Origin of the sequence: Crossiella cryophila (genome assembly GCF_014204915.1) — a bacterium.
Lineage (GTDB): Bacteria > Actinomycetota > Actinomycetes > Mycobacteriales > Pseudonocardiaceae > Crossiella > Crossiella cryophila.
Genome location: NZ_JACHMH010000001.1, coordinates 2,090,370 through 2,111,429, shown reverse-complemented (window position 1 = coordinate 2,111,429; position 21,060 = coordinate 2,090,370). Strand labels below are relative to the sequence as shown.

At 69.9% G+C, this 21,060-nt stretch carries 19 protein-coding genes; 5 read left to right on the top strand and 14 right to left on the bottom strand.

What is annotated here, in order from left to right:
* Positions 1–3 precede the first annotated feature (3 nt).
* From pruA to HNR67_RS09930, 3 genes are all read right to left on the bottom strand, one after another.
* Positions 4–1,632, bottom strand: coding sequence for an L-glutamate gamma-semialdehyde dehydrogenase (gene pruA / locus HNR67_RS09940; RefSeq protein ID WP_185001759.1), 1,629 nt, complete (start codon positions 1,630–1,632; stop codon positions 4–6).
* Positions 1,633–1,729: 97 nt separating this feature from the next.
* A complete protein-coding gene (locus tag HNR67_RS09935; protein ID WP_185001758.1) occupies positions 1,730–2,233 on the bottom strand; it encodes a DUF6912 family protein in 504 nt (167 codons plus the stop codon).
* Positions 2,230–3,642 carry a WS/DGAT/MGAT family O-acyltransferase gene (locus HNR67_RS09930; protein ID WP_185001757.1) on the bottom strand — a complete coding sequence of 471 codons (1,413 nt, stop codon included), beginning with the start codon at positions 3,640–3,642 and terminating at the stop codon, positions 2,230–2,232. The genes HNR67_RS09935 and HNR67_RS09930 overlap by 4 nt, the downstream gene beginning before the upstream one ends.
* Before the next feature lie 75 nt (positions 3,643–3,717).
* On the opposite strand from HNR67_RS09930, the gene HNR67_RS09925 reads away from it, so the two are divergent.
* Together HNR67_RS09925 and HNR67_RS09920 are read left to right on the top strand one after the other, a co-directional pair.
* Entirely contained in the window at positions 3,718–4,476 is a 759-nt protein-coding gene (locus HNR67_RS09925; protein WP_185001756.1) for a TrmH family RNA methyltransferase, read from the top strand.
* Positions 4,477–4,497: 21 nt separating this feature from the next.
* Positions 4,498–5,130: a hypothetical protein gene (locus HNR67_RS09920; RefSeq protein ID WP_185001755.1), complete on the top strand. Its 633-nt coding sequence runs from the start codon at positions 4,498–4,500 to the stop codon at positions 5,128–5,130.
* Here HNR67_RS09920 and HNR67_RS09915 read toward each other — a convergent pair.
* Positions 5,119–5,538, bottom strand: coding sequence for an HAD-IA family hydrolase (locus HNR67_RS09915; protein ID WP_185001754.1), 420 nt, complete (start codon positions 5,536–5,538; stop codon positions 5,119–5,121). The genes HNR67_RS09920 and HNR67_RS09915 overlap by 12 nt on opposite strands.
* 30 nt (positions 5,539–5,568) lie before the next feature.
* On the opposite strand from HNR67_RS09915, the gene HNR67_RS46170 reads away from it, so the two are divergent.
* Entirely contained in the window at positions 5,569–6,036 is a 468-nt protein-coding gene (locus HNR67_RS46170) for an Rv3235 family protein (protein ID WP_185001753.1), read from the top strand.
* Positions 6,037–6,185: 149 nt separating this feature from the next.
* Here the strand turns inward: HNR67_RS46170 and secA are convergent, their stop codons facing one another.
* From secA to mtrA, 6 genes are all read right to left on the bottom strand, one after another.
* Positions 6,186–8,996, bottom strand: coding sequence for a preprotein translocase subunit SecA (gene secA / locus HNR67_RS09905; RefSeq protein WP_185001752.1), 2,811 nt, complete (start codon positions 8,994–8,996; stop codon positions 6,186–6,188).
* Positions 8,997–9,237: 241 nt separating this feature from the next.
* Complete coding sequence (gene hpf, locus HNR67_RS09900; RefSeq protein ID WP_185001751.1) at positions 9,238–9,921, bottom strand: ribosome hibernation-promoting factor, HPF/YfiA family; 684 nt, start codon at positions 9,919–9,921, stop codon at positions 9,238–9,240.
* 299 nt (positions 9,922–10,220) lie between these two features.
* Positions 10,221–11,042: a ComF family protein gene (locus HNR67_RS09895; protein WP_185001750.1), complete on the bottom strand. Its 822-nt coding sequence runs from the start codon at positions 11,040–11,042 to the stop codon at positions 10,221–10,223.
* Between the two features lie 107 nt (positions 11,043–11,149).
* A complete protein-coding gene (locus HNR67_RS09890) occupies positions 11,150–12,877 on the bottom strand; it encodes an LpqB family beta-propeller domain-containing protein (protein ID WP_185001749.1) in 1,728 nt (575 codons plus the stop codon).
* The gene (mtrB, locus tag HNR67_RS09885; RefSeq protein ID WP_185001748.1) at positions 12,874–14,574 is read right to left on the bottom strand and encodes an MtrAB system histidine kinase MtrB; all 1,701 of its coding nucleotides are present in this window, start codon (positions 14,572–14,574) and stop codon (positions 12,874–12,876) included. The genes HNR67_RS09890 and mtrB overlap by 4 nt, the downstream gene beginning before the upstream one ends.
* Positions 14,575–14,608: 34 nt before the next feature.
* The gene (mtrA, locus tag HNR67_RS09880; RefSeq protein ID WP_221489828.1) at positions 14,609–15,286 is read right to left on the bottom strand and encodes an MtrAB system response regulator MtrA; all 678 of its coding nucleotides are present in this window, start codon (positions 15,284–15,286) and stop codon (positions 14,609–14,611) included.
* Between the two features lie 312 nt (positions 15,287–15,598).
* Between mtrA and HNR67_RS09875 the strand changes: the two genes are divergently transcribed.
* On the top strand, positions 15,599–16,087 hold the full coding sequence (locus HNR67_RS09875) for a VOC family protein (RefSeq protein WP_185001746.1): 489 nt from the start codon (positions 15,599–15,601) through the stop codon (positions 16,085–16,087).
* Here the strand turns inward: HNR67_RS09875 and HNR67_RS09870 are convergent.
* The 3 genes from HNR67_RS09870 to HNR67_RS09860 form a co-directional block, all read right to left on the bottom strand.
* A complete protein-coding gene (locus HNR67_RS09870) occupies positions 16,084–16,731 on the bottom strand; it encodes a dTMP kinase (protein WP_185001745.1) in 648 nt (215 codons plus the stop codon). The two genes, HNR67_RS09875 and HNR67_RS09870, sit on opposite strands and share 4 nt — an antisense overlap.
* Before the next feature lie 85 nt (positions 16,732–16,816).
* Positions 16,817–17,596, bottom strand: a complete 780-nt coding sequence (locus tag HNR67_RS09865) for a hypothetical protein (protein WP_407645123.1) — start codon at positions 17,594–17,596, stop codon at positions 16,817–16,819.
* Positions 17,593–18,186, bottom strand: coding sequence for a papain-like cysteine protease family protein (locus HNR67_RS09860; RefSeq protein ID WP_185010434.1), 594 nt, complete (start codon positions 18,184–18,186; stop codon positions 17,593–17,595). Before HNR67_RS09860 ends, HNR67_RS09865 begins: the two co-directional genes overlap by 4 nt.
* A gap of 331 nt (positions 18,187–18,517) precedes the next feature.
* Between HNR67_RS09860 and HNR67_RS09855 the strand changes: the two genes are divergently transcribed.
* Positions 18,518–19,462, top strand: coding sequence for a hypothetical protein (locus tag HNR67_RS09855; protein ID WP_185001744.1), 945 nt, complete (start codon positions 18,518–18,520; stop codon positions 19,460–19,462).
* Positions 19,463–19,526: 64 nt separating this feature from the next.
* Here HNR67_RS09855 and ahcY read toward each other — a convergent pair whose 3' ends face one another.
* Positions 19,527–20,990, bottom strand: a complete 1,464-nt coding sequence (ahcY, locus tag HNR67_RS09850; RefSeq protein WP_185001743.1) for an adenosylhomocysteinase — start codon at positions 20,988–20,990, stop codon at positions 19,527–19,529.
* Positions 20,991–21,060: the final 70 nt, after the last annotated feature.

Here is a 21,060-nt window from a genome sequence, read left to right as displayed (position 1 = left end):
GGCTCAGCCCATGTGCGGGTAGCCGGTGGAGGTCGGCGGCACGAAGGTCTCCTTGATGGAGCGCGGGCTGGTCCAGCGCAGCAGGTTCAGCACCGAACCGGCCTTGTCGTTGGTGCCGGAGCCGCGGCTGCCGCCGAAGGGCTGCTGGCCGACGACCGCGCCGGTCGGCTTGTCGTTGACGTAGAAGTTGCCCGCGCTGAACCGCAGCGCCTGGTGCGCCTGCTCGATCGCGACCCGGTCGGTGGCGAAGATCGCCCCGGTGAGCGCGTACGGGGTGCTGTTGTCGGCGAGTTCGAGCACCTTGGCGTAGTCGGCGTCCTCGTAGACGTGCACCGCGATGATCGGCCCGAAGTACTCGGTGGTGAACACCTCGTTCAGCGGGTCGGTGCCCACCAGCACGGTCGGCTGCACGAAGTAGCCGACCGAGTCGTCGCAGGTGCCACCGGCCAGAACCTCGATGGTCGGGTCCGCCGCGGCCTTGGTCAGGGCCGCCTTGTGCTTGGCGAAGGCCCGCGCGTCGATGACCGCGCCACCGAAGTAGCTGAAATCGGTGACGTCGCCGTAGGTGATCTGCTTGGTCAGGTCGGCGATCTGCTCACGCAGGCCGCCCTCCCACAGCGAGCGCGGCAGGTACGCGCGGCTCGCGGCCGAGCACTTCTGGCCCTGGTACTCGAACGCGCCACGCACCACGCCCACCGCAACGGCGGTCGGGTCGGCCGAGGGGTGCGCGACGATGAAGTCCTTGCCGCCGGTCTCGCCGACCAGGCGCGGGTAGCTGCGGTAGTTGTCCAGGTTGCCCGCGATGTTCTTCCACAGCGCCTTGAAGGTCGCGGTGGAGCCGGTGAAGTGCAGCCCGGCCAGCTCGGGGTCGGTCAGCGCGACCTCGCTCACCGCGTGCCCGTCACCGGTGACCAGGTTGATCACGCCTGCGGGCAGGCCGGCGGCCTCCAGCAGCCGCATGGTGTGGTGCGCGGCCAGCTGCTGGGTCGGCGAGGGCTTCCACACCACGGTGTTGCCCATCAGCGCCGGGGACAGCGGCAGGTTGCCCGCGATGGCGGTGAAGTTGAACGGGGTGATGGCCACCGTGAAGCCGTCCAGCGGCCGGTGGTCGAACCGGTTCCACATGCCCGGCGCGGAGATCGGCTGCTCGGCGATGAGCTGGCGGCCGAACTGCACGTTGAAGCGCAGGAAGTCGATGAACTCGCAGGCGGCGTCGATCTCGGCCTGCTGGGCCGACTTGGACTGGCCGAGGACGGTGGCCGCGTTGATGGTGTCCCGCCACGGTCCGGCCAGCAGGTCGGCGGCGCGCAGCAGCACCGCGGCCCGCTCGTCGAAGGGCAGGTCCCGCCACGCGGGCGCGGCGTCCTTGGCCGCGGCAACGGCCTGCGCGACATCCTCGTTGGTGGCCTGGCCGGTCACGCCCAGCACGTGCTGGTGGTCGTGCGGCTGGACCACGTTGATCCGGTCGCCACCGGCCATCCGCTGCTGGCCGCCGATGGTCATGGTCAGCTCGAGCTGCTCGGCCTCCAGCTCGGCGATCCGCCGCTGGAGCGAGGCCCGCTCGGGAGAGCCGGGCGCGTAGCCGCGAACAGGCTCGTTGACCGGGGCCGGGACGGACGTGATGGCGTCCATGGTGAGGCGCCTCCTTGCGCGAGACATGGGACGGGTCGGTACGGCCCATCCTCGCATCCGTACCGGCAGGTAGCCGACCAGCGCACAGTGACGGGGGCTACATCAGCTCCAGCAGGAACGGCAGCTCCTGGGTGGCGTACCACTGCAGCTCGTGGTCCTCGGCCTCGCCGAGCAGGAACTCGGCGTCCGGATCACCCAGATCGGCCGCGTCCACCACCCCGGAGGCGTCCCGGACCGCGTCCTCGGCGTCCGGGCCGTCCACGTGCACCGCGGCCACCTCGGACAGCTTCACCACGCCGGGCAGCTTCACCACGGCGTAGTCCAGGTCGGGCCGCAGCGTGACGCCCTCGATGTCGGCGGAGACCACCGCGCGGCGCAGCGGCGGCTTGTCCCCGTTCTCCAGTTCGGCCGCGATCAGGCGTAGCGAGGCACGGGATGCCTCGGTCATCGCCGCGTACTCCAGCTCCTCGGTGTCCCCGGCCGCGTAGGACTCCCGCAGCATCGGGGTGAGCGCGAAGGCCGTGCCGCCGATCGCGGTGATCTCGCCGCTGTCGACCAGCTTGCGCAACATCGGCACTGTCGCCGGAAGGTAGACCCTCATGCCGAGACCGCTCCCACAAGTTCCTCCAAGGACTCCTCGACCATGCTCGCGAGCACGTCCACATCCGACATGGCGTCCCGATCGGCGTTGAGTCCGAAGTAGACACCGCCGTCGTAGGAGGTGACCCCGATGGACAGTGCCTGGTTCATCGCCAACGGGACGACCGGGAACATCTCCATCATCCTCGCTCCAGCGGCGTAGAGCGGTAACTGCGGCCCCGGCACGTTGGTCACCACCAGGTTGAAGATCCGCCGGGAGAACGAGCTGGCCGCACGGGCGCCCAGCGCGTGCAGGGTGGGCGGGGCGAACCCGGACAGCCGAACGATCGCGTCGGCCGCGACGGACTGGCCGGATTCCTGGTGCGCGCGCATGGCGTGGCTGACGTGGTGCAGCCGGACCACCGCGTTCGGCTCGCCGACGGGCAGGTCCACCAGGTAGGAGGAGACCGCGTTGCCGCCAACGCTGCTGCCCGCGCCGTTGACGCCGCCCTCGGTCTCCCTGACCGAGAGCGGGACCATCGCCCTGATGGTGGTCGAGGAGGTCACCGCCTCGCCGCGGGAGAGCAGCCAGGTGCGCAGCGCGCCGGTGAGCACGGTGAGGATCACGTCGTTGACCGTGCCGCCGTGCCGACGGCGGACCGCGCGGTAGTCCTCCAGCTGGGTGCGGGCCACCGCGTACCGGCGCTGGGTGCCGATCCGGGCGTTGAGCGGGCTGCCGGGGGCCGGCCGGTAGGCGGTGCCGACCGCGGAGGCCAGGCCGCCGACCGCGTCGGTGACCTTGCGCACGGTGGCCGCGGCGTCCAGCGCGGCCGCCCGCATGTTCTCCACCAGTTCGCCCGGCCGCTGCACGATCTCGGCCATCGCGTCCAGCACCAGCTGGGCGGTGCTCGGCTCCGGCTGCGGCATCCACAGCTCCTCGCCCGCCTGCCGGGGCGAGGGCGAGACGTCCAGGATCACCTGGGTCAGGTCGATCGCGGCCGCGCCGTCGACCATGGCCTGGTGCGTCTTGGTGATCACCGCGGCCCGGTTCTTGGCCAGGCCCTCGACCAGGTAGACCTCCCACAGCGGGCGGGTGTGGTCCAGCGGCCGGGACATCAGCCTGGCGACCAGCTCGTGCAGCTGGGCCTCGCTGCCCGGTTTGGGCAGGGCCGAGCGGCGCACGTGGTAGGTGATGTCGAATTCCGGGTCGTCGGTCCACACCGGGCGGGCCAGCCTGCCCGGCACCTGGGTGACCCGCTGCCGGTACCGCGGCACCAGGCCGAGCCGTTGCTCGATCAGACCGACCAGCCGGTCGTAGTCGAAGCCCGAACGGGGGCGGCGGAAGACCGCGACACCACCGACGTGCATGGGCGTCGTCGAGTCCTCCAGGTAGAGGAAGGACGCGTCCAGGGCAGACAACCGGTCCGGCATGTCAGCGATCCTGGCACACCGGCGGGCGGGTGCGGACCGGTGATCGGATCTGCTGAACGCGTAACCTGTGCCTTCGTGCAGGAAGCTGTCTCCCCGAAAGATCGGTTCGTCACCGTCTACGGCCGCAAACCGGTGCTGGAGGCCCTGGCCGACGACCGGCTCGAGGTCGACAAGGTCATGCTCGCCGACAACGCCCGCGGCCCGGCCGCCCAGGAGATCCTCAACGCCGCGGCCCGGCGCGGGGTCCAGGTGCAGCGGGCCAGCGGCCAGCGGGTCAAGGTGCTGGCCGGCAACGGCAAGCAGGACCAGGGCGTGCTGGCCGATGTGGTGGCCACCAGGATGCGCACGCTGGCCTCGGCGCTGAGCACCGGCAGGCTGCCCGACTCGGTGCTGCTGCTGGACGGGATCACCACCCCGGCGAACGTGGGCATGATCCTGCGCGCGGCGACCGCGGCCGGGATCGGCGGCATCGTGGTGCCGCGCCGGGGCGTGGCCAGCATCGACCCGCTGGTGGTCAAGGCATCGGCCGGGGTGGCCTTCCACGCGCCGATCCTCAAGGCGGTCACCGCCGGCGAGGCAGCCAGTGACCTGCGCTCGGCCGGGTACCGGCTCTTCGGCATGGACGCCGGGGCGAAGGACACCCTGTTCACCGCGAACTTCCCGCGCCGGGTCGCCTTCGTCATGGGTGGGGAGACCTCGGGCCTGTCCCCGGAGGTCGCCAGGCAGGTGCACGGCTGGGTGTCGATCCCGATGGCGGGCGGGGTGGAGTCGCTCAACGTGGCCACCGCGGCGGCGGTGCTGTGTTTCGAGCTGGTCAGACGGGGATCTCACTGAGCCTCGCCTACCGTGGGTGGCGTGCGTGCGAGCCGTGAACTGCTGACCGCCCTGGTACCGCTGGCGGTGGCCGGTGTGGTCCTCGCGGGATGCATGAACGTCATCCCCGGCACCGCCGAGCTGCCGGACAACATGGCGCTGGGCTCCACCAGGAGCACCGGCACCGTGCCGCCGGACACCGCGCCGCCGGGTTCGGTCTCGCCGCAGACGCTGAGTTCGGTCCCGCTGGTGACCGGGGTGGTGGCCGATGAGTGCCTGCTCAGCGCCGAGGAATTCACCACCATGATCGACAAGCCGACCCGGACCGGCCGCAACGCCCTGGTCGAGCTGGAGGGTCAGGGCCCCGCGCGCAGCTGCTACTACGACGCCGCCGACGGCGACCGGTACAGCGGCTGGATCAACATCTACGGCTCGGCCGGACCCAGCACCCCGGACCTGATCACCCGGATCAACCAGAACGTGCTGATCAGCCGCAAGCTGGAGGGGGTCGGCCTCTCCGCCGTCTACCACCCGGCCGCGCAGATCATCGACGGCGGCACGATCTACGTGGCCACCCAGAAGTACCTGGTGGAGATCAGGCTCAAGACGGTGATCGCGGACGACCAGAAGCTGGTGGACGCGGCCAAGGCCGCCCTGGCCCGGCTACCCGCCTAGTTTCAGCGCGAACAACGTCTCCAGCTCCTCCACCGTGCGGGCCACGCTGGTGTGGTGCACGCCGACCATCCCGGTGGCCGCGGCCGCCCGGACGTTGCCCGGCAGGTCGTCGACGAACACGCACTGCCCAGGCGCGAGCCCCAGCCGGTCCGCGGTCAGCCGGTAGACCCGCTCGTCGGGCTTTCTGACGCCCACCTCGCCGGAGAGCACCATGGTGTCGAACAGCGCACCGAACGGACTGTCCGGATCCGGCCCCGGCCCCTCGGCGTTGGACAGCAGCGCGGTGCGCAGCCCGGCGGCTCTGGCCCGGCGGAGCACCCCGAGCAAGGGTGGTTCGGACGCGGCGGGGTCATCGCCCCAGTCGGTGAGCACGCCGCCGTAGTCGACCAGCAGTGCGACAAGGTCCACGGCACCAGCTTAGGTCGATCACCTCATCGGGTGCTCCAGGTATCCACCCGGCCGCTGGCGGCTCTGTTCGGCATGCGCTGTGAGGAACTGCCCCGCCCCCGCCTGCACAAGCTGAGCATGATCATCCCGATCCCGCGCGCCCACGACCCGGCCCAGCTCACCCTGGACCTGTGGCGCAAACCGCAGGCCCCACCACCGGATCCGCGGCGGGAGATGGTCTGGCGGTTGTTCGTGGTCGCGCTGGAGGTGCTGGGCGGACACCGGCCGCTGTGGCAGCTGCGCCCGCTGGTGAGCAGGCGGGTGTTCGAGTCGTTCCTGGCCAGGCGACCGGGCGGGCCGGTGAGTTACCGGCTGCGCACGGTGCACGTGCACTCGCCGGTGTGGCGGGTGATCGAGGCCAACGGCACGGCCACCCGAGCGGGCCGGGTGCGGGCGATCGCGGGGCGGCTGGAGTGCCGGGACGAGGAGTGGGTGGCGACGGCGCTGGCGCTGTTGTGAGCGCGCGCCGCGGCGCGAGCCGCGCGGGCGAGACCGGGCCGGGCTGGGCTGGGCCGGGCATGACGAACGCGGCGCCCGGGTCCGTGGTGGACCGGGCGCCGCGTTCGGGTGCGCTGTTGGTCAGGTGCCCTGCGTTCGGGCGCCCTGGGTCAGCGGCGGCGCTTCTTGTTCGCGGCGCGGGCGGCGGCGCGGCGTTCGCGGCGGGTGCCGCCCGCGTCGTCGTCATCGGGGTCGCCGTGGGATTCCACGCCGCCGTCCTCGGTCGGGCCCGAGTAGGTCAGGTGCTGCTGGCCTGGACCGCCAAGACCCTTGCCGCGCAGGGCGGGCGGGATCTGGGTGCCGGCGTCCAGCTGGCTCATGGCCGGGCCCGCGGGGGCCTCCATGGGCTGGATGATCGGCAGGATGGTGGTCGGCGGGCCGTTGTCGGGCTCCGGCTCCGGCTCGGGCTCCGGCGCGTCCTCCGGCTCCACCGCCTCGACCTGCAGGTTGAACAGGAAGCCGACCGACTCCTCCTTCAACGCCTCCAGCATGGCGTTGAACATGTCGAAGCCCTCGCGCTGGTACTCGATCAGCGGGTCGCGCTGGGCCATCGCGCGCAGGCCGATGCCCTCCTTGAGGTAGTCCATCTCGTAGAGGTGCTCGCGCCACTTGCGGTCCAGCACCGACATCAGCACCCGGCGCTCCAGCTCGCGCATGGCGCCCTCGCCGACCCGGCTCTCGATCTCGGTCTCGCGGTCCTGGTAGGCCTGGACGATGTCGGCGACGACAAGCTGGGTCAGCTTCTCCTTGTCGACGTCCTCCTCCTCTTCCAGGATCTTCTTCCAGTCCAGCGTGATCGGGTACAGGGTGCGCAGCGCGGTCCAGAGCTGCTCCAGGTCCCAGTCCTCGGAGTAGCCGCCGGCGGTGGCGCCCTCGACGTAGGCGGTGGCCGTGTCGGTGATCATGTTCGAGATCTGCTCCTGGAGGTCCTCGCCCTCCAGCACCCGGCGGCGCTCGGCGTAGATCACCGTGCGCTGCTTGTTCATGACCTCGTCGTACTTGAGGACGTTCTTGCGGATCTCGAAGTTCTGCTGCTCGACCTGGGTCTGCGCGCTCTGGATGGCCTTGCTGACCATCTTGGCCTCGATCGGCACGTCCTCCGGCACCTTCAGCCGGGTCATCACCATCTCGACCATGCTGGCGTTGAACCGCCGCATCAGCTCATCGCCGAGGGAGAGGTAGAACCGGGACTCGCCAGGGTCGCCCTGCCGGCCGGAGCGGCCACGCAGCTGGTTGTCGATCCGGCGGGACTCGTGCCGCTCGGTGCCCAGCACGTACAGGCCACCGGCGTCGCGGACCTCCTCGGCCTCGGCCTTGACCGCGGCCTTGGCCTCCTCGACGGCCTTCGGGTAGAGCTTGTCGTACTCCTCCGCGGTGGTCACCGGGTCAAGGCCGCGGGCCCGCAGCTCCATGTCGGCCATGAACTCGGGGTTGCCGCCGAGCATGATGTCGGTGCCCCGGCCTGCCATGTTGGTGGCCACCGTGACCGCGCCCTTGTGCCCGGCCAGCGCGATGATCGCGGCTTCCCGCTCGTGGTGCTTGGCGTTGAGCACCTCGTGCGGGATGCCCTTCTGCACCAGCAGCTTGGACAGGTACTCCGAGCGCTCCACGCTGGTGGTGCCGACCAGCACCGGCTGGCCGTTCTCGTGCCGCTCGGCGATGTCCTCGGCGACCGCCTCGAACTTGGCGGGCTCGGTCTTGTAGATCAGGTCGCCCTGGTCCTTGCGCAGCATCGGCCGGTTGGTCGGGATGGGCACCACGCCGAGCTTGTAGATCTGGTGCAGCTCGGCCGCTTCGGTCTGCGCGGTACCGGTCATGCCGGAGAGCTTGTCGTAGAGCCGGAAGTAGTTCTGCAGGGTGATCGTGGCCAGAGTCTGGTTCTCGGCCTTGATCTCCACCTTCTCCTTGGCCTCGATGGCCTGGTGCATGCCCTCGTTGTAGCGGCGGCCCGCCAGCACGCGGCCGGTGAACTCATCGACGATGAGCACCTCGCCGTCGCGGACGATGTAGTCCTTGTCCCGCAGGAACAGCTCCCTGGCCTTGATCGCGTTGTTGAGGTAGCCCACCAGCGGGGTGTTGGCCGCCTCGTAGAGGTTCTCGATGCCGAGCTGGTCCTCGACGAAGGTGACGCCCTCCTCCGAGACGCCGACGGTGCGCTTGCGCTCGTCGACCTCGTAGTGCACGTCCTTCTTCATCAGCGGGATGATCCGGGCGAACTCCTGGTACCAGCGCGAGGACTGGTCGGCCGGACCCGAGATGATCAGCGGCGTCCTGGCCTCGTCGACCAGGATCGAGTCCACCTCGTCGACGATGGCGAAGTTGTGGCCGCGCTGGACGCACTCCTCCAGGCTCCAGGCCATGTTGTCGCGCAGGTAGTCGAAGCCGAACTCGTTGTTCGTGCCGTAGGTGATGTCCGCGTGGTAGGCGGTGCGGCGCTGGTCCGGGGTCATCGAGGACAGGATCGCCCCGACCTCCAGGCCCAGGAAGCGGTGCACCCGGCCCATCCACTCCGCGTCGCGCTTGGCCAGGTAGTCGTTCACCGTGACCACGTGCACGCCGTCGCCGGAGAGCGCGTTGAGGTACGCGGGCGGAACACAGGTCAGGGTCTTGCCCTCACCGGTCTTCATCTCCGAGATCTGGCCGAGGTGCAGTGCGGCGCCGCCCATGAGCTGGACGGTGTAGTGCCGCTGGCCGAGCACCCGCTTCGCCGCTTCCCTGGCGACCGCGAAGGCCTCCGGGAGCAGCTGGTCCAGGGTCTGGCCGTCGATGTACCGCTTCTTGAACTCCTCGGTTTTCCCGCGCAGCTCAGCGTCGGACAACTCGACCACATCGTCCTCGAGTGAGTCGATGTGTGTCGCGATCGAGCGGAGTCGCTTGAGCGTCTTGCCTTCTCCGGCGCGGAGCAGTCGGGACAGGACCATCCGAGGTCGACCTCACTAGCTGATCGGATGCGCCCCTGGACAGGACGCCTTGACGTCATCGTAGGCAACCAGCCAACACCGGCCGCCATGAACTCCAGAAAACCAGAAACCCGGCAGCCTGCCCAGAGTGCGGCAATACGGTGTTCGACTACCTCCGCCCGGGGGTGGACAGCGGACGGCCCCCGTGCGGCATTCAGCCGAACGGGGGCCATCGGATGGCTAGGGCTGGTAGGGAGGGAGGTCAGGCGAGGCGGATGACGCCATAGTCGAAGCCGCGACGGCGGTAGACGACGCTGGGTCGTCCGCTGTCGGCGCAGGCGAACAGGTAGAAGTCGTGTCCGACCAGTTCCATCTCGTAGAGGGCCTGGTCAACAGTCATGGGCTTGGCCGGGTGCTCCTTCTCCCTGACCACTCGGCCAGGCAGGTAGTCCTCGTACTGGTCGCTGTCCCAGCGCTGTTCAGGCACCTGGGCGTCACCGGAGGGGAGGTCGGTGGCTTCGAGCAGCGCGGTCCGAGACCGCTGCTGCTGGCCGTTTCCGGCGGAGTGGTCGATCTCGTGCACGAGGTTGGCGGCGGTGGCCGCGGTCGCCTCGGCAACGGACTTGGGGGCATGCCGGCCGTGGTGCACACGGCGTCGGTCATGCGCCTTGCGGAGTCGGCCCTCCAGCTTGCTGACGGCCGCGTCGAGGGCGGCGTAGAAGTCGCCTGCGCATGCTTCGGCCCGGATGACGGGGCCTCGACCCTTTCCGGTAATCTCCACTCGCTGGCAGTTCTTCATCTGCCTGCGGTTGGGTTCGTGGAAGAGTTCGACGTCGAAGCTGATGACTTTCCTGTCGTAACGTCCAAGTCGGGAGAGCTTGTCGGTGACGTGCTCCCGGTAGTGATCAGGCACCTCGACGTTACGGCCCTTGACGACGATGTCCATACACGACCTCCCTTGCGTCGCGCGGTGTTGCCAGAAAAGTGGTCATTGCGGCGCCGATAACTGACGGAGGTAGTCAGCTCCCTGCCGGCGCCAGGTCCATGGGCTGTTCGCCTCCTCCCCAAAGCCCGGAGTCGCTGATAGCGGAGCACGTTAGCCCGGCTTCTCCGAAGGCAACAGCCCCCTGTACGGAGGACGTCAATCCCCCGCACGCCGTGACTGTGCGCGACCAAACAGGGGCCAGAGCTGGCCTGCGGCTCTCCTCGAAGATCACCCAGGTGATCGTCAAACCCTCCTCACCATCACTCGATCGGGGGATGGGATTGCAGACCGTTGTCTGAAGTCCCGATACTCCGAACGGGGGTTTGCGCGGGCTCATACTCGGCGAACGGCTCACGCCGTCCAGACGTTCCCCGACCCGCCGACCTGCGGGTTTTTCTCAGGGTTTTCTTGGTGTCCAGCTCTGGTTCAAGCCGTCCGGCCGGTCCGGTCAGGGCGAGCAACCCGGTCACCCGCAGCCCCGCGGCACGCAGCACCGAGCTGCAGACGGCCGCGGTCGCGCCGGTGGTGACAACGTCGTCAACCAGCAGCACCGGCGTACCCGGCGGCAACCGCCATCGCCCGCTCAGGTGTACCCGGTCCCGCAGGTTGGCCAACCGCTCGCCGGGGCCGAGCCCAACAGAGTCTGTGGCCGTTCTGTCGAGCCCCAGGATGGGGACGCTGCTCGCTCGTTCGAGGTGCGTGGCGATGCTCGCGGTGAGCCTGAGCGTGTGCGAGCCACCCCTGGCCCTGGCCGCCGTGCTCCGGGAGGGTGCGGGCACCAGCCACCAGCGCCCCGCCGGATCCGGACTGCCGCGGGGCAGCCGGGGGATCGCGGCGGCCAGCGCCAGCCCGAGTCCGGCGGCCAGATCGCGGCGGCGGCGTTCCTTGTAGGCCAGCACCGTCGCCCGCGCTGCCCCGGAATATTCCGTCAGCACGTGCACCGGCGGCAGCCTGGGCAAACCGAGCCGGACCCGGTAGAGAGAGTCGAAGCGGGCGCGACAGGGCACGCACCAGGGCGTGCCGGCCCGGGAGCAGCCGGCGCACAGTCGTGGGAGCAGGAGGTCGAGCAGGGCGGTCAGCACCCGTTCAGCCTGCCGCGGATCGGCGACTCACCCCAATCGCCCATCCACAGGCCCGGAGTTGTCCACAGATCCCAGGACAGGACCCTGGGTTGTCCACAAAGCCCAGCTCAGCCGGGATAGAACGGAACCACGCCCGAGGGCAGCGTCGGGGAGACCTGGTTCCACAGCTCTTCCGGGCCCTGGGTGGTCCAGAGTCCGCGCCGGTCCGCGACCAGGATGGCCCTGCCGGGCGCCGCGGTGATCGCGGTGAACTCGGGCGAGAGGTTGGTGGACTGGAACCGCTGCCAGCTCTGCCCGTCCGCCTGCACCCGGACCACCTGGCCCGAGGAGCCAGCGGTGGCCACCACCAGCTGGTCGGACTGCGCCCAGTCCACCCCGATCACGGTGGCCAGCGCGCCGGCCGCGAGCTGACGCACCGAGCGGATGCTGGCCGCCTCGCCGCCCTCCCTGACCACCGAGCCGACCATCAGCTTGCCGCCGACCACCGCCGCGACCCGGATGCCGTCCCTGGACAGCCGCAGGTCGGTGATGGGCTCGCCGAGTTTGGCCAGCTCCTCCGCGTTGACCCGCAGTGCCTTCCAGTTGCCGCCCTGTTCCACCACCTGCATGACCGTGCTGTGATCGACCACCGTCCACAGTTCGGCCCCGTCCGGCCGCCAGGTCGGCCGGGACAGCTCGTCCGCGGCCAGGCTCACCAGCTTCAGGTTGCCCGGCGGGCCCACCCGCAGCGTCACCTTGCTGCCCGAGCGGGACACCACCGCGATCCGGTCGCCCTTGATCGACTGGGCCGCGGTCACCACGGACAGCGCGCCGTCGCCCGCCTGCCCTGGGAAGGGCTCCCCGCCGGGCAGGTACCGGAGCACGCCGTTGACCACGGCCAGGTCCTTGGCCTCTGGGCTGAGCGCGAAGTTGTTCTCGTACCGGGAGACATCCCCCGGCCGCCACTCGTGCTTCTCCGGGAACATCGGCACGCCGTCGGTCTTGAGCCGGATCCGGCTGTTGGACACCGCCTGCAGCGAGATCACCACCTGCGCGGCGACCAGCTGCCGGTCCTCCTTGGACAGCTCGTTGAGCCCGGAGAGGTTGACCTCCATCGCGCCGCCGGAGTCCTCGGTGACGTTGGTGACCAGGTTCGCCCCGCCGGGCAGCGCGGTGCGCACCGCGTTGCGCAGGGCGGCGGCCGGCCCGAGGATGAGCAGCTCCATCGTGCGCTGCGGCATGGAACTGTTGGGGCGCAACGGGATGTACCGGGTGTCCCGGACGATCGAGGGACCGCCGGGGTCGAGGAAGGCCAGCCGGACCTGCTTGTAGTTGGCGTCCAGGTCCTCGCGCGCGACCAGGATCTCCGCCGGCGGCTCCTGGATCCGCCACTGGCCGTCCTTCTGCTTGGCCACCTTCACGGTCAGTTCGAGGTCGAGGGCGTCGGTGGTGGCGGTGAACACGCTGTCGGTGCCGAGCTGGCCGATCCGGCGGCCCCGGACGGTCACCAGCTGGCTGTCCCCGCTGCCCGCGTCGGCCAGCACCTGGGTGCTGAAGTTGTCCTCGATCACCGTCAGCGCCCGGTTGCCGTCCCAGGAGTTGTTCAGCGGCGGCACCAGGTACTGCCGGGCCTCGGCCCGCTTGCCCTCGGGCTTGGCCGAGGCGCCGACGAAGTTGCGGACCAGCGCGGCCGCGTCCTCCGCGCCCTTGGGACCGGCCGGTTCGGGGGTGCGCGCGGTGTCCCCGGTGGTGGCGTTGATCGGCTTGGGGTTGCCGGACTCCGGGATGGCGGCGCAGCCGGTGAACAGCAGCACACCGCCGATGGCGCAGGCCGCCAACAGCACTCGCCGGGTCATTCGCGCTGGTCCTCGTCTCCTCCGGGTCCCGCGGTCACCGCGACCGCGGCCGGCGGGCGGCCCGCGTTCGGGATCGGCGGGGGCAGCGGCAGCGGACTGCCACTGTGCAGTTCGACGTCCTGGATGCGAGGCAGGGTCAGCCGGAAGCAGGCGCCCTCCCCCAGTTCACCCCACGCGTCCAGTCTGCCACCGTGCAGGTGCGCGTCCTCGATGCTGATCGAGAGTCCGAGACCGGTTCCGCCGGTCTGCCGGTCCCTGGAGGGGTCGGCCCGCCAGAACCGGGTGAAGACCAGCTCGGCCTCGCCCGGCCGCAGCCCGACGCCGAAGTCCCGGACGGTGAAGGCCACCGCGTGCCGGTCGGCGGCCAGCTGGAGCTGCACCGGGCGGCCCTCGCCGTGGTCGATCGCGTTGGCCAGCAGGTTGCGCAGGATGCGTTCCAGCCTGCGCGCGTCCACCTCGGCGGTGACCTCGGTCTCCGGCAGGTACAGCTCGACCGGGACGCCTGCCTTGCCGGAGATCACCCGGACCGAGTCGACCGCGCGCTGCACGATGCTGCGCACGTCCATGGCGTCCACGGACAGATCGGCCACGCCCGCGTCCAGCCTGCTGATCTCCAGCAGGTCGGCCAGCAGCGCCTCGAACCGGTCCAGTTCGGCCACCAGCAACTCGGTGGAGCGGGCCAGGCCCTGCGGGAACTGCTCCCGGGAGGCGTGCAGCACGTCGGCGGCCATCCGGACCGTGGTCAACGGGGTGCGCAGCTCGTGCGAGACGTCGGAGGTGAACCTGCGCTGGAGCTGGCCGAACTCCTCCAGCTGCTGGATCTGGCGTTGCAGGCTGGCGGCCATCTCGTTGAAGGAGTCGGCCAGCCTGGCCACGTCGTCCTCGCCGACGACGTCCATCCGCTCGTCCAGCTTGCCGTCGGCGAAGCGTTCGGCGACCTCGGCGGCGTGCCGCACCGGGCGGACCACCTGCCTGGTCACCAGGTTGGTGATGCCAGCCAGCAGGAACAGCAGCACCAGGCCGCCGATGCCCAGGGTGGACTGCACCACCCCGACGGTGCGCTGTTCGGCGGTGAGCGGGAAGAGCAGGTAGAGCTGCAGCGCACGGCCGGCGCTGGCCACCGGCAGGCCGACCACGAGCAGGGTGACCTTGCCGGAATCCCTGGTCACCGTGACGATCTGGGTGGCCTTCTTGTCCTGCTGGACGTCGTTGCGCAGCTGGACGGGCACGTCGTTGTAGGGACCGGCGTAGGCCGGGCGGGCGCCGGGGGTGACCGGCGTGGCCGCGCCGTCGACCAGCACCGGCTCGAACGCGCCAGCGGCCGGGTTGGCCACATCGCGTTCCAGGTTCGGGCTGGTCAGCTTGGCCAGCGCGCCCGCCAGCCTGGCCGAGATGGCCTCCGTGCTGGCCGGGTCGATGGCCAGCAGCTCCCGCTGCACCACATCGGCGCTGCGGAAGGCCTGCGCGATGGCCGCGGCCTCCTTGGCGTTCATCAGCCGGTCGGTGACCTGCGTCTGCAGCACGATGCCCAGCACGAAGACCACGGCGGAGGACAGCGCGAGGGTGCTCACCACGACCCGCAGCTGCAGCGAACGGCGCCACAGCGCGGCGAAGGCCAGCCAGCGTCGCCGACCCTGGTACACCAGCCGCTTGCACCGGCGGACCAGGGTCGGGAACCGACGTTGGAGGGCCGTCACGACCGTCCACTCAGGACGGTCACGGCGGCGCGCCTCACGGCGGACCGGCCTTGTACCCCACGCCGCGGACGGTCAGCACGACCTCCGGACGTTCCGGGTCCTTCTCCACCTTCGAGCGCAGTCGCTGGACGTGCACGTTCACCAGCCGGGTGTCCGCCGCGTGCCGATAACCCCACACCTGTTCCAGGAGCACCTCGCGGGTGAACACCTGGCGTGGCTTGCGGGCCAGCGCGACCAGGAGGTCGAATTCCAGGGGGGTCAGCTGGATCGCCTTCCCCTCCCTGGTGACCTCGTGGCCTGGCACGTCGATGGTCAGATCGCCGATAGCGAGCACCTCGGCCGGTTCGGCCTCGGTGCGGCGGAGCCGGGCCCGGATGCGGGCGACCAGCTCCTTCGGCTTGAACGGCTTCACCACGTAGTCGTCGGCCCCGGATTCCAGGCCGAGCACGATGTCCACGGTGTCGCTCTTGGCTGTGAGCATGACGATGGGGATGCCTGATTCGGACCTGATGGCCTTGCAGACGTCGATGCCGTTCATTCCTGGCAGCATCAGGTCCAGCAGGACAAGGTCCGGTTTGAGCTCGCGGAGTGCGGGCAATGCCCGCGTCCCGTCCCCGACGACGGCGGTGTCGAAGCCTTCCCCGCGGAGCACGATGGTCAACATCTCCGCCAGCGCAGGGTCGTCATCCACCACGAGTACGCGCGCCTTCATTGGCCACATGTTTCCACTGCCCGCTACCCGGGTGCGAACCACCCGTTGACCATTGCCGCCGTTTGCAGACCCGTTCGTTATCGATTGAGCCCCCGGCGGGCCCATCGACTGCCCGATCGGGCGGTTACCCAGAGTTATTCGCGTGTGCCTGTCCATCACGACCTCCCGCCCGACGGCCCCGGCAACGTTGCCGTTCACCGCCTACAGCGCTCGCCCATTGCCCCGCGTTACCGATTTGCGACCAATCGAGTCAACTTTGTCAACCTATCCGGCGGTAAGTTGAACATTGAACTACCAGTGGAGGGAACCTCGATGGCCATCCGGCGTCTCAACCACGCTGTCCTCTACGTCCGCGACGTGACCCGCAGCCTGGCCTTCTACCAGGACATTCTCGGTTTCCGGGTGGTGCACCAGTTCCCCGGCGCGGCCTTCCTGCAGGCCGAGGGATCCGACAACGACCACGATCTCGGCCTGTTCCAGATCGGCGACCACGCGGGCCCGTCCACCGCGGGCCGGGACAGCGTGGGGCTCTACCACCTGGCCTGGTCGGTGGGCACGCTGCACGAGCTGGCCGAGTACGCCAACCGATTGCGCACGGTGGGCGCGCTGGTGGGGGCCTCGGACCACATCACAACCAAGGCGCTCTACGCCAAGGACCCGGACGGGCTGGAATTCGAGGTTTCCTGGCTGGTTCCGTTGCCCAAGGTGACAGCGGAGATGCGGGCCAACCCCACGACGTTGCCACTGGACCTGGACGCGGAAATCACCCGATGGGGTGGAGATTTGGTCGGCGCGTTCTAGCTCGAACCGAGGGTCCGGGCGGCCAGACGGGCGAAATCGACCTCGGTGACGCCGTCGACCACGTGCCAGTCGGCCAGCCAGTGCTCGGCGGCCAGCTGCTGGTAGACCTTGGCGCAGCGGGCCTGCAGGCCGGCGTCGGTCTCGTAGGAGTCGCGGGCCCGGTCGGCCTCCACCGCCTCCCGGTGCACCGCGCGGGCCGCGGCCACCTCGACCGGGACCTGCAGCAGCAGGTGCAGGTCGGGCACTGGCAGGCCGAAGCGGCGGATCTCCAGGTCGTAGGCCCAGCCGACGAACTCGCCGTGCGCGTCCTGGTGCAGCCGGGCCGCGCAGTAGGCGGCGTTGGAGGCGACGTAGCGGTCCAGCAGGACCACGTCGTGCGCGGCCAGGTCGGCGCGCAGCGAGTCGGCGGCGCCGCGCCGGTCCAGCGCGTAGAGCACGGCCATCGCGTAGACCGAGTCCACGGTGTCGCCGAGGCGGCCCTGTAGCGCGTCCCGGACCAGGTCGGCGTGCACGTCCTCGCCGTAGCGGGGGAAGGCCCGCCGGGCCACCGTCCTGCCCAGCCTGGTCAGTTCCGCGGTGAGCGCGTCGGCGAGCGTGCGCTTGCCCGCGCCGTCCAGACCCTCGATGACCACCAGTCGACCCACGCCGTCATCTAACCCGACGCGGGGATGAGTCCCACGGGGCGGGGGCTTCCGGGCAACACCCGCCCCGTGGGACTCCTGGTGTTCGCTACGCCTTGCGGCGCAGGAACACCGAGCCGAACCCGATCACCAGCAGGGAGCCCAGCAACACGAGGACCAGCGGCAGGGAGCCGCCCTCGGTCGCGGGAGCGGCGTAGCCGTAACCACCGGCCTGGCCGCGCTGGGCGTAGTTCGAGTCGGCCTGCTTGTCGCCGTACTTGGCGGCGACGGCGCGCTGGTAGTCCGCGATGGAGACACTCGCGCCGTCGCCGTCGAGGCGGCGGACGGTGTCACCCTGCACGGCGTACCAGGCGTCGATCTGCGGTTCCTGCAACAGGTACGCGCCCTGCGGCAGCTTGTCGGCGAACTGGCGTTCCCGGTCACCGGAGGCGATGTTGCCGACCTGCCAGCTCCCGCGTTCGTCCCGCACCGTCCACAACGTCGCGCGCACACCACCCGCGCCGGTGGCCGGCACCGCGACGTAGGCCAGCGCGCCGGGCGCCTGGCCGCGGCCCGCCACGAAGTCCTTGGCGAGCTGGTAGACCGGCACCGGCCGCGGCGCGACCGCGATCTCCGCGTCCAGGCCGGGCGCGCCACCGGTGGAGGACAGGCCGCCGGTGGAGGAGTTCTTCGGGTCGGCCTGGAAGAACTTGCCGAGGGTGGCCCGCACCGAGGGGCTGTCCGCGACCTGGGCCGCCGCGGCCAGGTCCTGGGCCGAGGGCTCGTTCGCCGCCGGCGCCGCGCTGGCGCCCCAGCCGTTGGCCAGCAGCAGGCCCGCGCCCAGTGCCGCGGTCACGAGCGTCCTGGTGATCCCGCGCATCGCGCTCACCTCCTGATCCCGGTCAGCGTGTGCGTCCAGGTGAAGCTCGAGTTGCTGCGGTAGTAGTTGTAGGTGGCCCAGTTGTAGCGATTGCTGGACTGCCACGGGTCGCCCCAGTACACCCAGCTCTTGGTGGTGTCGTAGCCGTAGAGCACGTGCATGTGGCCACCGCCGGACTGCCAGCCGATGCGGGTCTCGACCGGCTGGTCGGCCGCGGTCTGCTGCTGGATGCCCGCGTAGCTCAGGGTGTTGCTCAGGTACTGGCCTGGGTTGGTGAAGTTGAGCCTGCGCAGGGCGTTCTGCACCTCGCCGAGGTGGGCCTGGTCGTTGGGGCAGGCCGAGCCGGTGGCCCGGTTCTTGGCCAGCGCGCAGAAGTGGTTCTGGCTGACCGAGAGGCCGTGCCAGGCGGCGATGGTGTTGCCTGCGGCGGCCCAGCACCAGTTGGTCTTCTCCTGGGCCTGCATGGTGATGTTGACGCGGTAGGCGGCGGGCAGGGCCGCGATGCTCTGGGCGGACGCCGCCTGTTCGATGGCCGGGGCCGGTGCGGCGAAGGCTCCGGGGACAGGGATGAGCAACCAGCTGGCGAGAACCGCGGCCATCCCGGCCACAGCTCTACGTAGTTCGGACCTCCGTGACACGGTGGTCTCTCCTCTCGCCGGTCCGCCCGGTGACCGCACGCCGCAGGGTTGGCGTGGGCAGGTCGGGCGGTGGTTGCGGAAGAGTCGGGCGCAAACGGTTGAGCGGCAACCGACCTTGGTTGGTGTTCTTCCTCACGCAGGACCGTTCCGGGGTGGGCGGTGTCCCGCGAACGCGTGAACGGCCCGCCTGACCAGCCTTGTTTACTCTTGGATCAACCACGTCCGGGTGGTTACCGTGAACGTTCACAGCACGTTCACAGGCCGTGAAAATCGCGGCTGGAAGGTAAGTGGCATGGTGTCCGAACTTCCCGACGGCCTGGTGGACGCACTGCGCTACGGCCCGTTCCACCGCGCCCTGCGCGAGGCCATCAGCTGCCGCGGCCTGTCCCTGGCCCGCATCACCGCGCACCTGGGCAGGCTGGGCATCAACACCGGCCAGTCCACCCTGAGCTACTGGCAACGCGGCATGCGCCACCCCGAGATGCCGGCCTCCCTGCCCACCGTGCGCGCACTGGAGACGGTGCTGCGGCTGCCGTCGGACTCACTGGTGGTGCTGGTCGGCCCACAACACCGGCCACCGGGCTTCGACCGGGAGAAGGCGACCTCCTTCGCCGACCTGGTGGAGGTCGGCAAGATCACCGCGGACCTGCTGGAGGAGTTGGACGCCGCACCGGAGGTGCACCGCTGCAACACCTCGATGCGGGTCCGGATGGTGCAGGAGGTGGTGACCTTCGGCGCGGACCGGGTGCAGCGCAGCGTGCGGTCGAAACTGGTGGTCAAGGCGGTGCAGCCGGGGCCGTATCGGTATCTGGCGGTATATCACGGAGATGACGGCGCGGACATGACGCGGGTGGTCGTCCGGGCCGAGGAGGGCTGCCGGCTGGGCCGGGTGCGGTGGCGGGACGGCGGGCCGGGGGCGCTGGCGATCGAGCTGCTGTTCGACCGGCGGCTGGCCGAGGGGGAGACGCACGTCTTCGAGTACTCGGTGACGGACGGGACCGGGGTGGAGTCGCCGGGGTACCACCGGATGTTGCGCACGCACTGCGCGTCGTATCTGTTGCAGCTGCGGTTCAACCGGAAGGCGCTGCCGGCGCGGTGCACGCGGCGGGTGCTCGCGCGGGAGGACGCGGTGCCCGCGGAGTCGGAGGAACTCGTGTGCACGGCCGACGCCCTGGTCAGCGCGTACTTCCCGGACGCTGGACCGGGACTGGCCGGGATCGCGGTGGACTGGCGCTGAAACGAACGGCGGGCCCGCCCCGAAGGACGAGCCCGCCGTGAAAAACCCGAACTGACCGGCAGGATCAGTAGCGGTAGTGGTCCAGCTTGTACGGACCCTCGACGTCCACGTTGATGTACTCGGCCTGCTCCTTGGTGAGCTTGGTCAGCTCGCCGCCGAGGGCCTCGAGGTGGATCTTGGCGACCTTCTCGTCCAGTGCCTTCGGCAGACGGAAGACCTCCTTGTCGTACTCCTTGTTCTTGGTGAACAGCTCGATCTGCGCGATCACCTGGTTGGAGAAGGAGTTCGACATGACGAAGCTGGGGTGCCCGGTGGCGTTGCCCAGGTTCATCAGGCGGCCCTCGGAGAGCACGATGATGGTGCGGCCCGACGGGAAGCGCCACTCGTCGACCTGCGGCTTGATGTTGGTGCGGTGGATCTTGGGGTAGCGGGCCAGGCCGGCCATGTCGATCTCGTTGTCGAAGTGACCGATGTTGGCCACGATCGCCTGGTGCTTCATCTTGGACATGTGCTCGACGAGCAGCACGTCCTTGTTGCCGGTGGCCGTGATGATGATGTCGGCCTGGTCGATCAGCTTGTCGATGGTGCCGACCTGGTAGCCGTCCATCGCCGCCTGCAGACCACAGATCGGGTCGATCTCGGCCACGATCACCCGGGCGCCCTGGCCGCGGAGGGACTCGGCGCAGCCCTTGCCGACGTCGCCGTAACCCGCGACGAGCGCGACCTTGCCGCCGATGAGCACGTCGGTGGCGCGGTTGAGGCCGTCGATCAGGGAGTGCCGGCAGCCGTAGCGGTTGTCGAACTTCGACTTGGTGACCGAGTCGTTGACGTTGATCGCCGGGAACAGCAGCTGCTTGGCCTCGGCCAGCTGGTACAGGCGGAGCACGCCGGTGGTGGTCTCCTCGGTGACGCCGAGGATGTCCTCACCGATCTTGGTCCAGCGGGTGTCGGACTCCTTGAGGGACTGGCGCAGCAGCTCCAGGAAGACCTGGTGCTCCTCCGGGTCGTCCGCCTCGGTGTTCGGCACGACGCCGGACTTCTCGTACTCGGTGCCCTTGTGCACCAGCATGGTGGCGTCGCCACCGTCGTCCAGGATCATGTTCGGGCCCTGGCCGTCGGCGAAGTTGAAGAGCTGGCGGGTGCACCACCAGTACTCCTCCAGGCTCTCGCCCTTCCACGCGAACACCGGGACGCCCTTGGGCTCCTCCTCGGTGCCGTACGGGCCCACCACGGTCGCCGCGGCGGCGTGGTCCTGGGTGGAGAAGATGTTGCAGGAGACCCAGCGGACGTCCGCGCCGAGGGACACGAGGGTCTCGATGAGCACGGCGGTCTGCACGGTCATGTGCAGCGAGCCGGCGATCCGCGCGCCGCGCAGCGGATAGACCTCCGCGTACTCACGGCGCAGAGCCATCAGGCCCGGCATCTCGTGCTCGGCCAGTCGGATCTCCTTGCGACCGAACTCGGCCAGCGAAAGATCGGCAACGGCAAAGTCGATGCCATTGAGGGTCTGCAGCCTTTCGGCGGTCATGAACCGGCTCCATCCAAGTCTTGGGAATCCGCTGGCCACCCTACAACCAGCCACGCCGGGAACGGCATAT

What these genes read in the sequence shown, in the direction of transcription:
- pruA (WP_185001759.1), bottom strand. Translation starts at nt 1,632, where the DNA reads ATGGACGCCATCACGTCCGTCCCGGCCCCGGTCAACGAGCCTGTTCGC.
- HNR67_RS09935 (WP_185001758.1), bottom strand. Translation starts at nt 2,233, where the DNA reads ATGAGGGTCTACCTTCCGGCGACAGTGCCGATGTTGCGCAAGCTGGTC.
- HNR67_RS09930 (WP_185001757.1), bottom strand. Translation starts at nt 3,642, where the DNA reads ATGCCGGACCGGTTGTCTGCCCTGGACGCGTCCTTCCTCTACCTGGAG.
- secA (WP_185001752.1), bottom strand. Translation starts at nt 8,996, where the DNA reads ATGGTCCTGTCCCGACTGCTCCGCGCCGGAGAAGGCAAGACGCTCAAG.
- hpf (WP_185001751.1), bottom strand. Translation starts at nt 9,921, where the DNA reads ATGGACATCGTCGTCAAGGGCCGTAACGTCGAGGTGCCTGATCACTAC.
- HNR67_RS09890 (WP_185001749.1), bottom strand. Translation starts at nt 12,877, where the DNA reads ATGACCCGGCGAGTGCTGTTGGCGGCCTGCGCCATCGGCGGTGTGCTG.
- mtrA (WP_221489828.1), bottom strand. Translation starts at nt 15,286, where the DNA reads ATGAAGGCGCGCGTACTCGTGGTGGATGACGACCCTGCGCTGGCGGAG.
- HNR67_RS09875 (WP_185001746.1), top strand. Translation starts at nt 15,599, where the DNA reads ATGGCCATCCGGCGTCTCAACCACGCTGTCCTCTACGTCCGCGACGTG.
- HNR67_RS09860 (WP_185010434.1), bottom strand. Translation starts at nt 18,186, where the DNA reads ATGGCCGCGGTTCTCGCCAGCTGGTTGCTCATCCCTGTCCCCGGAGCC.
- HNR67_RS09855 (WP_185001744.1), top strand. Translation starts at nt 18,518, where the DNA reads ATGGTGTCCGAACTTCCCGACGGCCTGGTGGACGCACTGCGCTACGGC.
- ahcY (WP_185001743.1), bottom strand. Translation starts at nt 20,990, where the DNA reads ATGACCGCCGAAAGGCTGCAGACCCTCAATGGCATCGACTTTGCCGTT.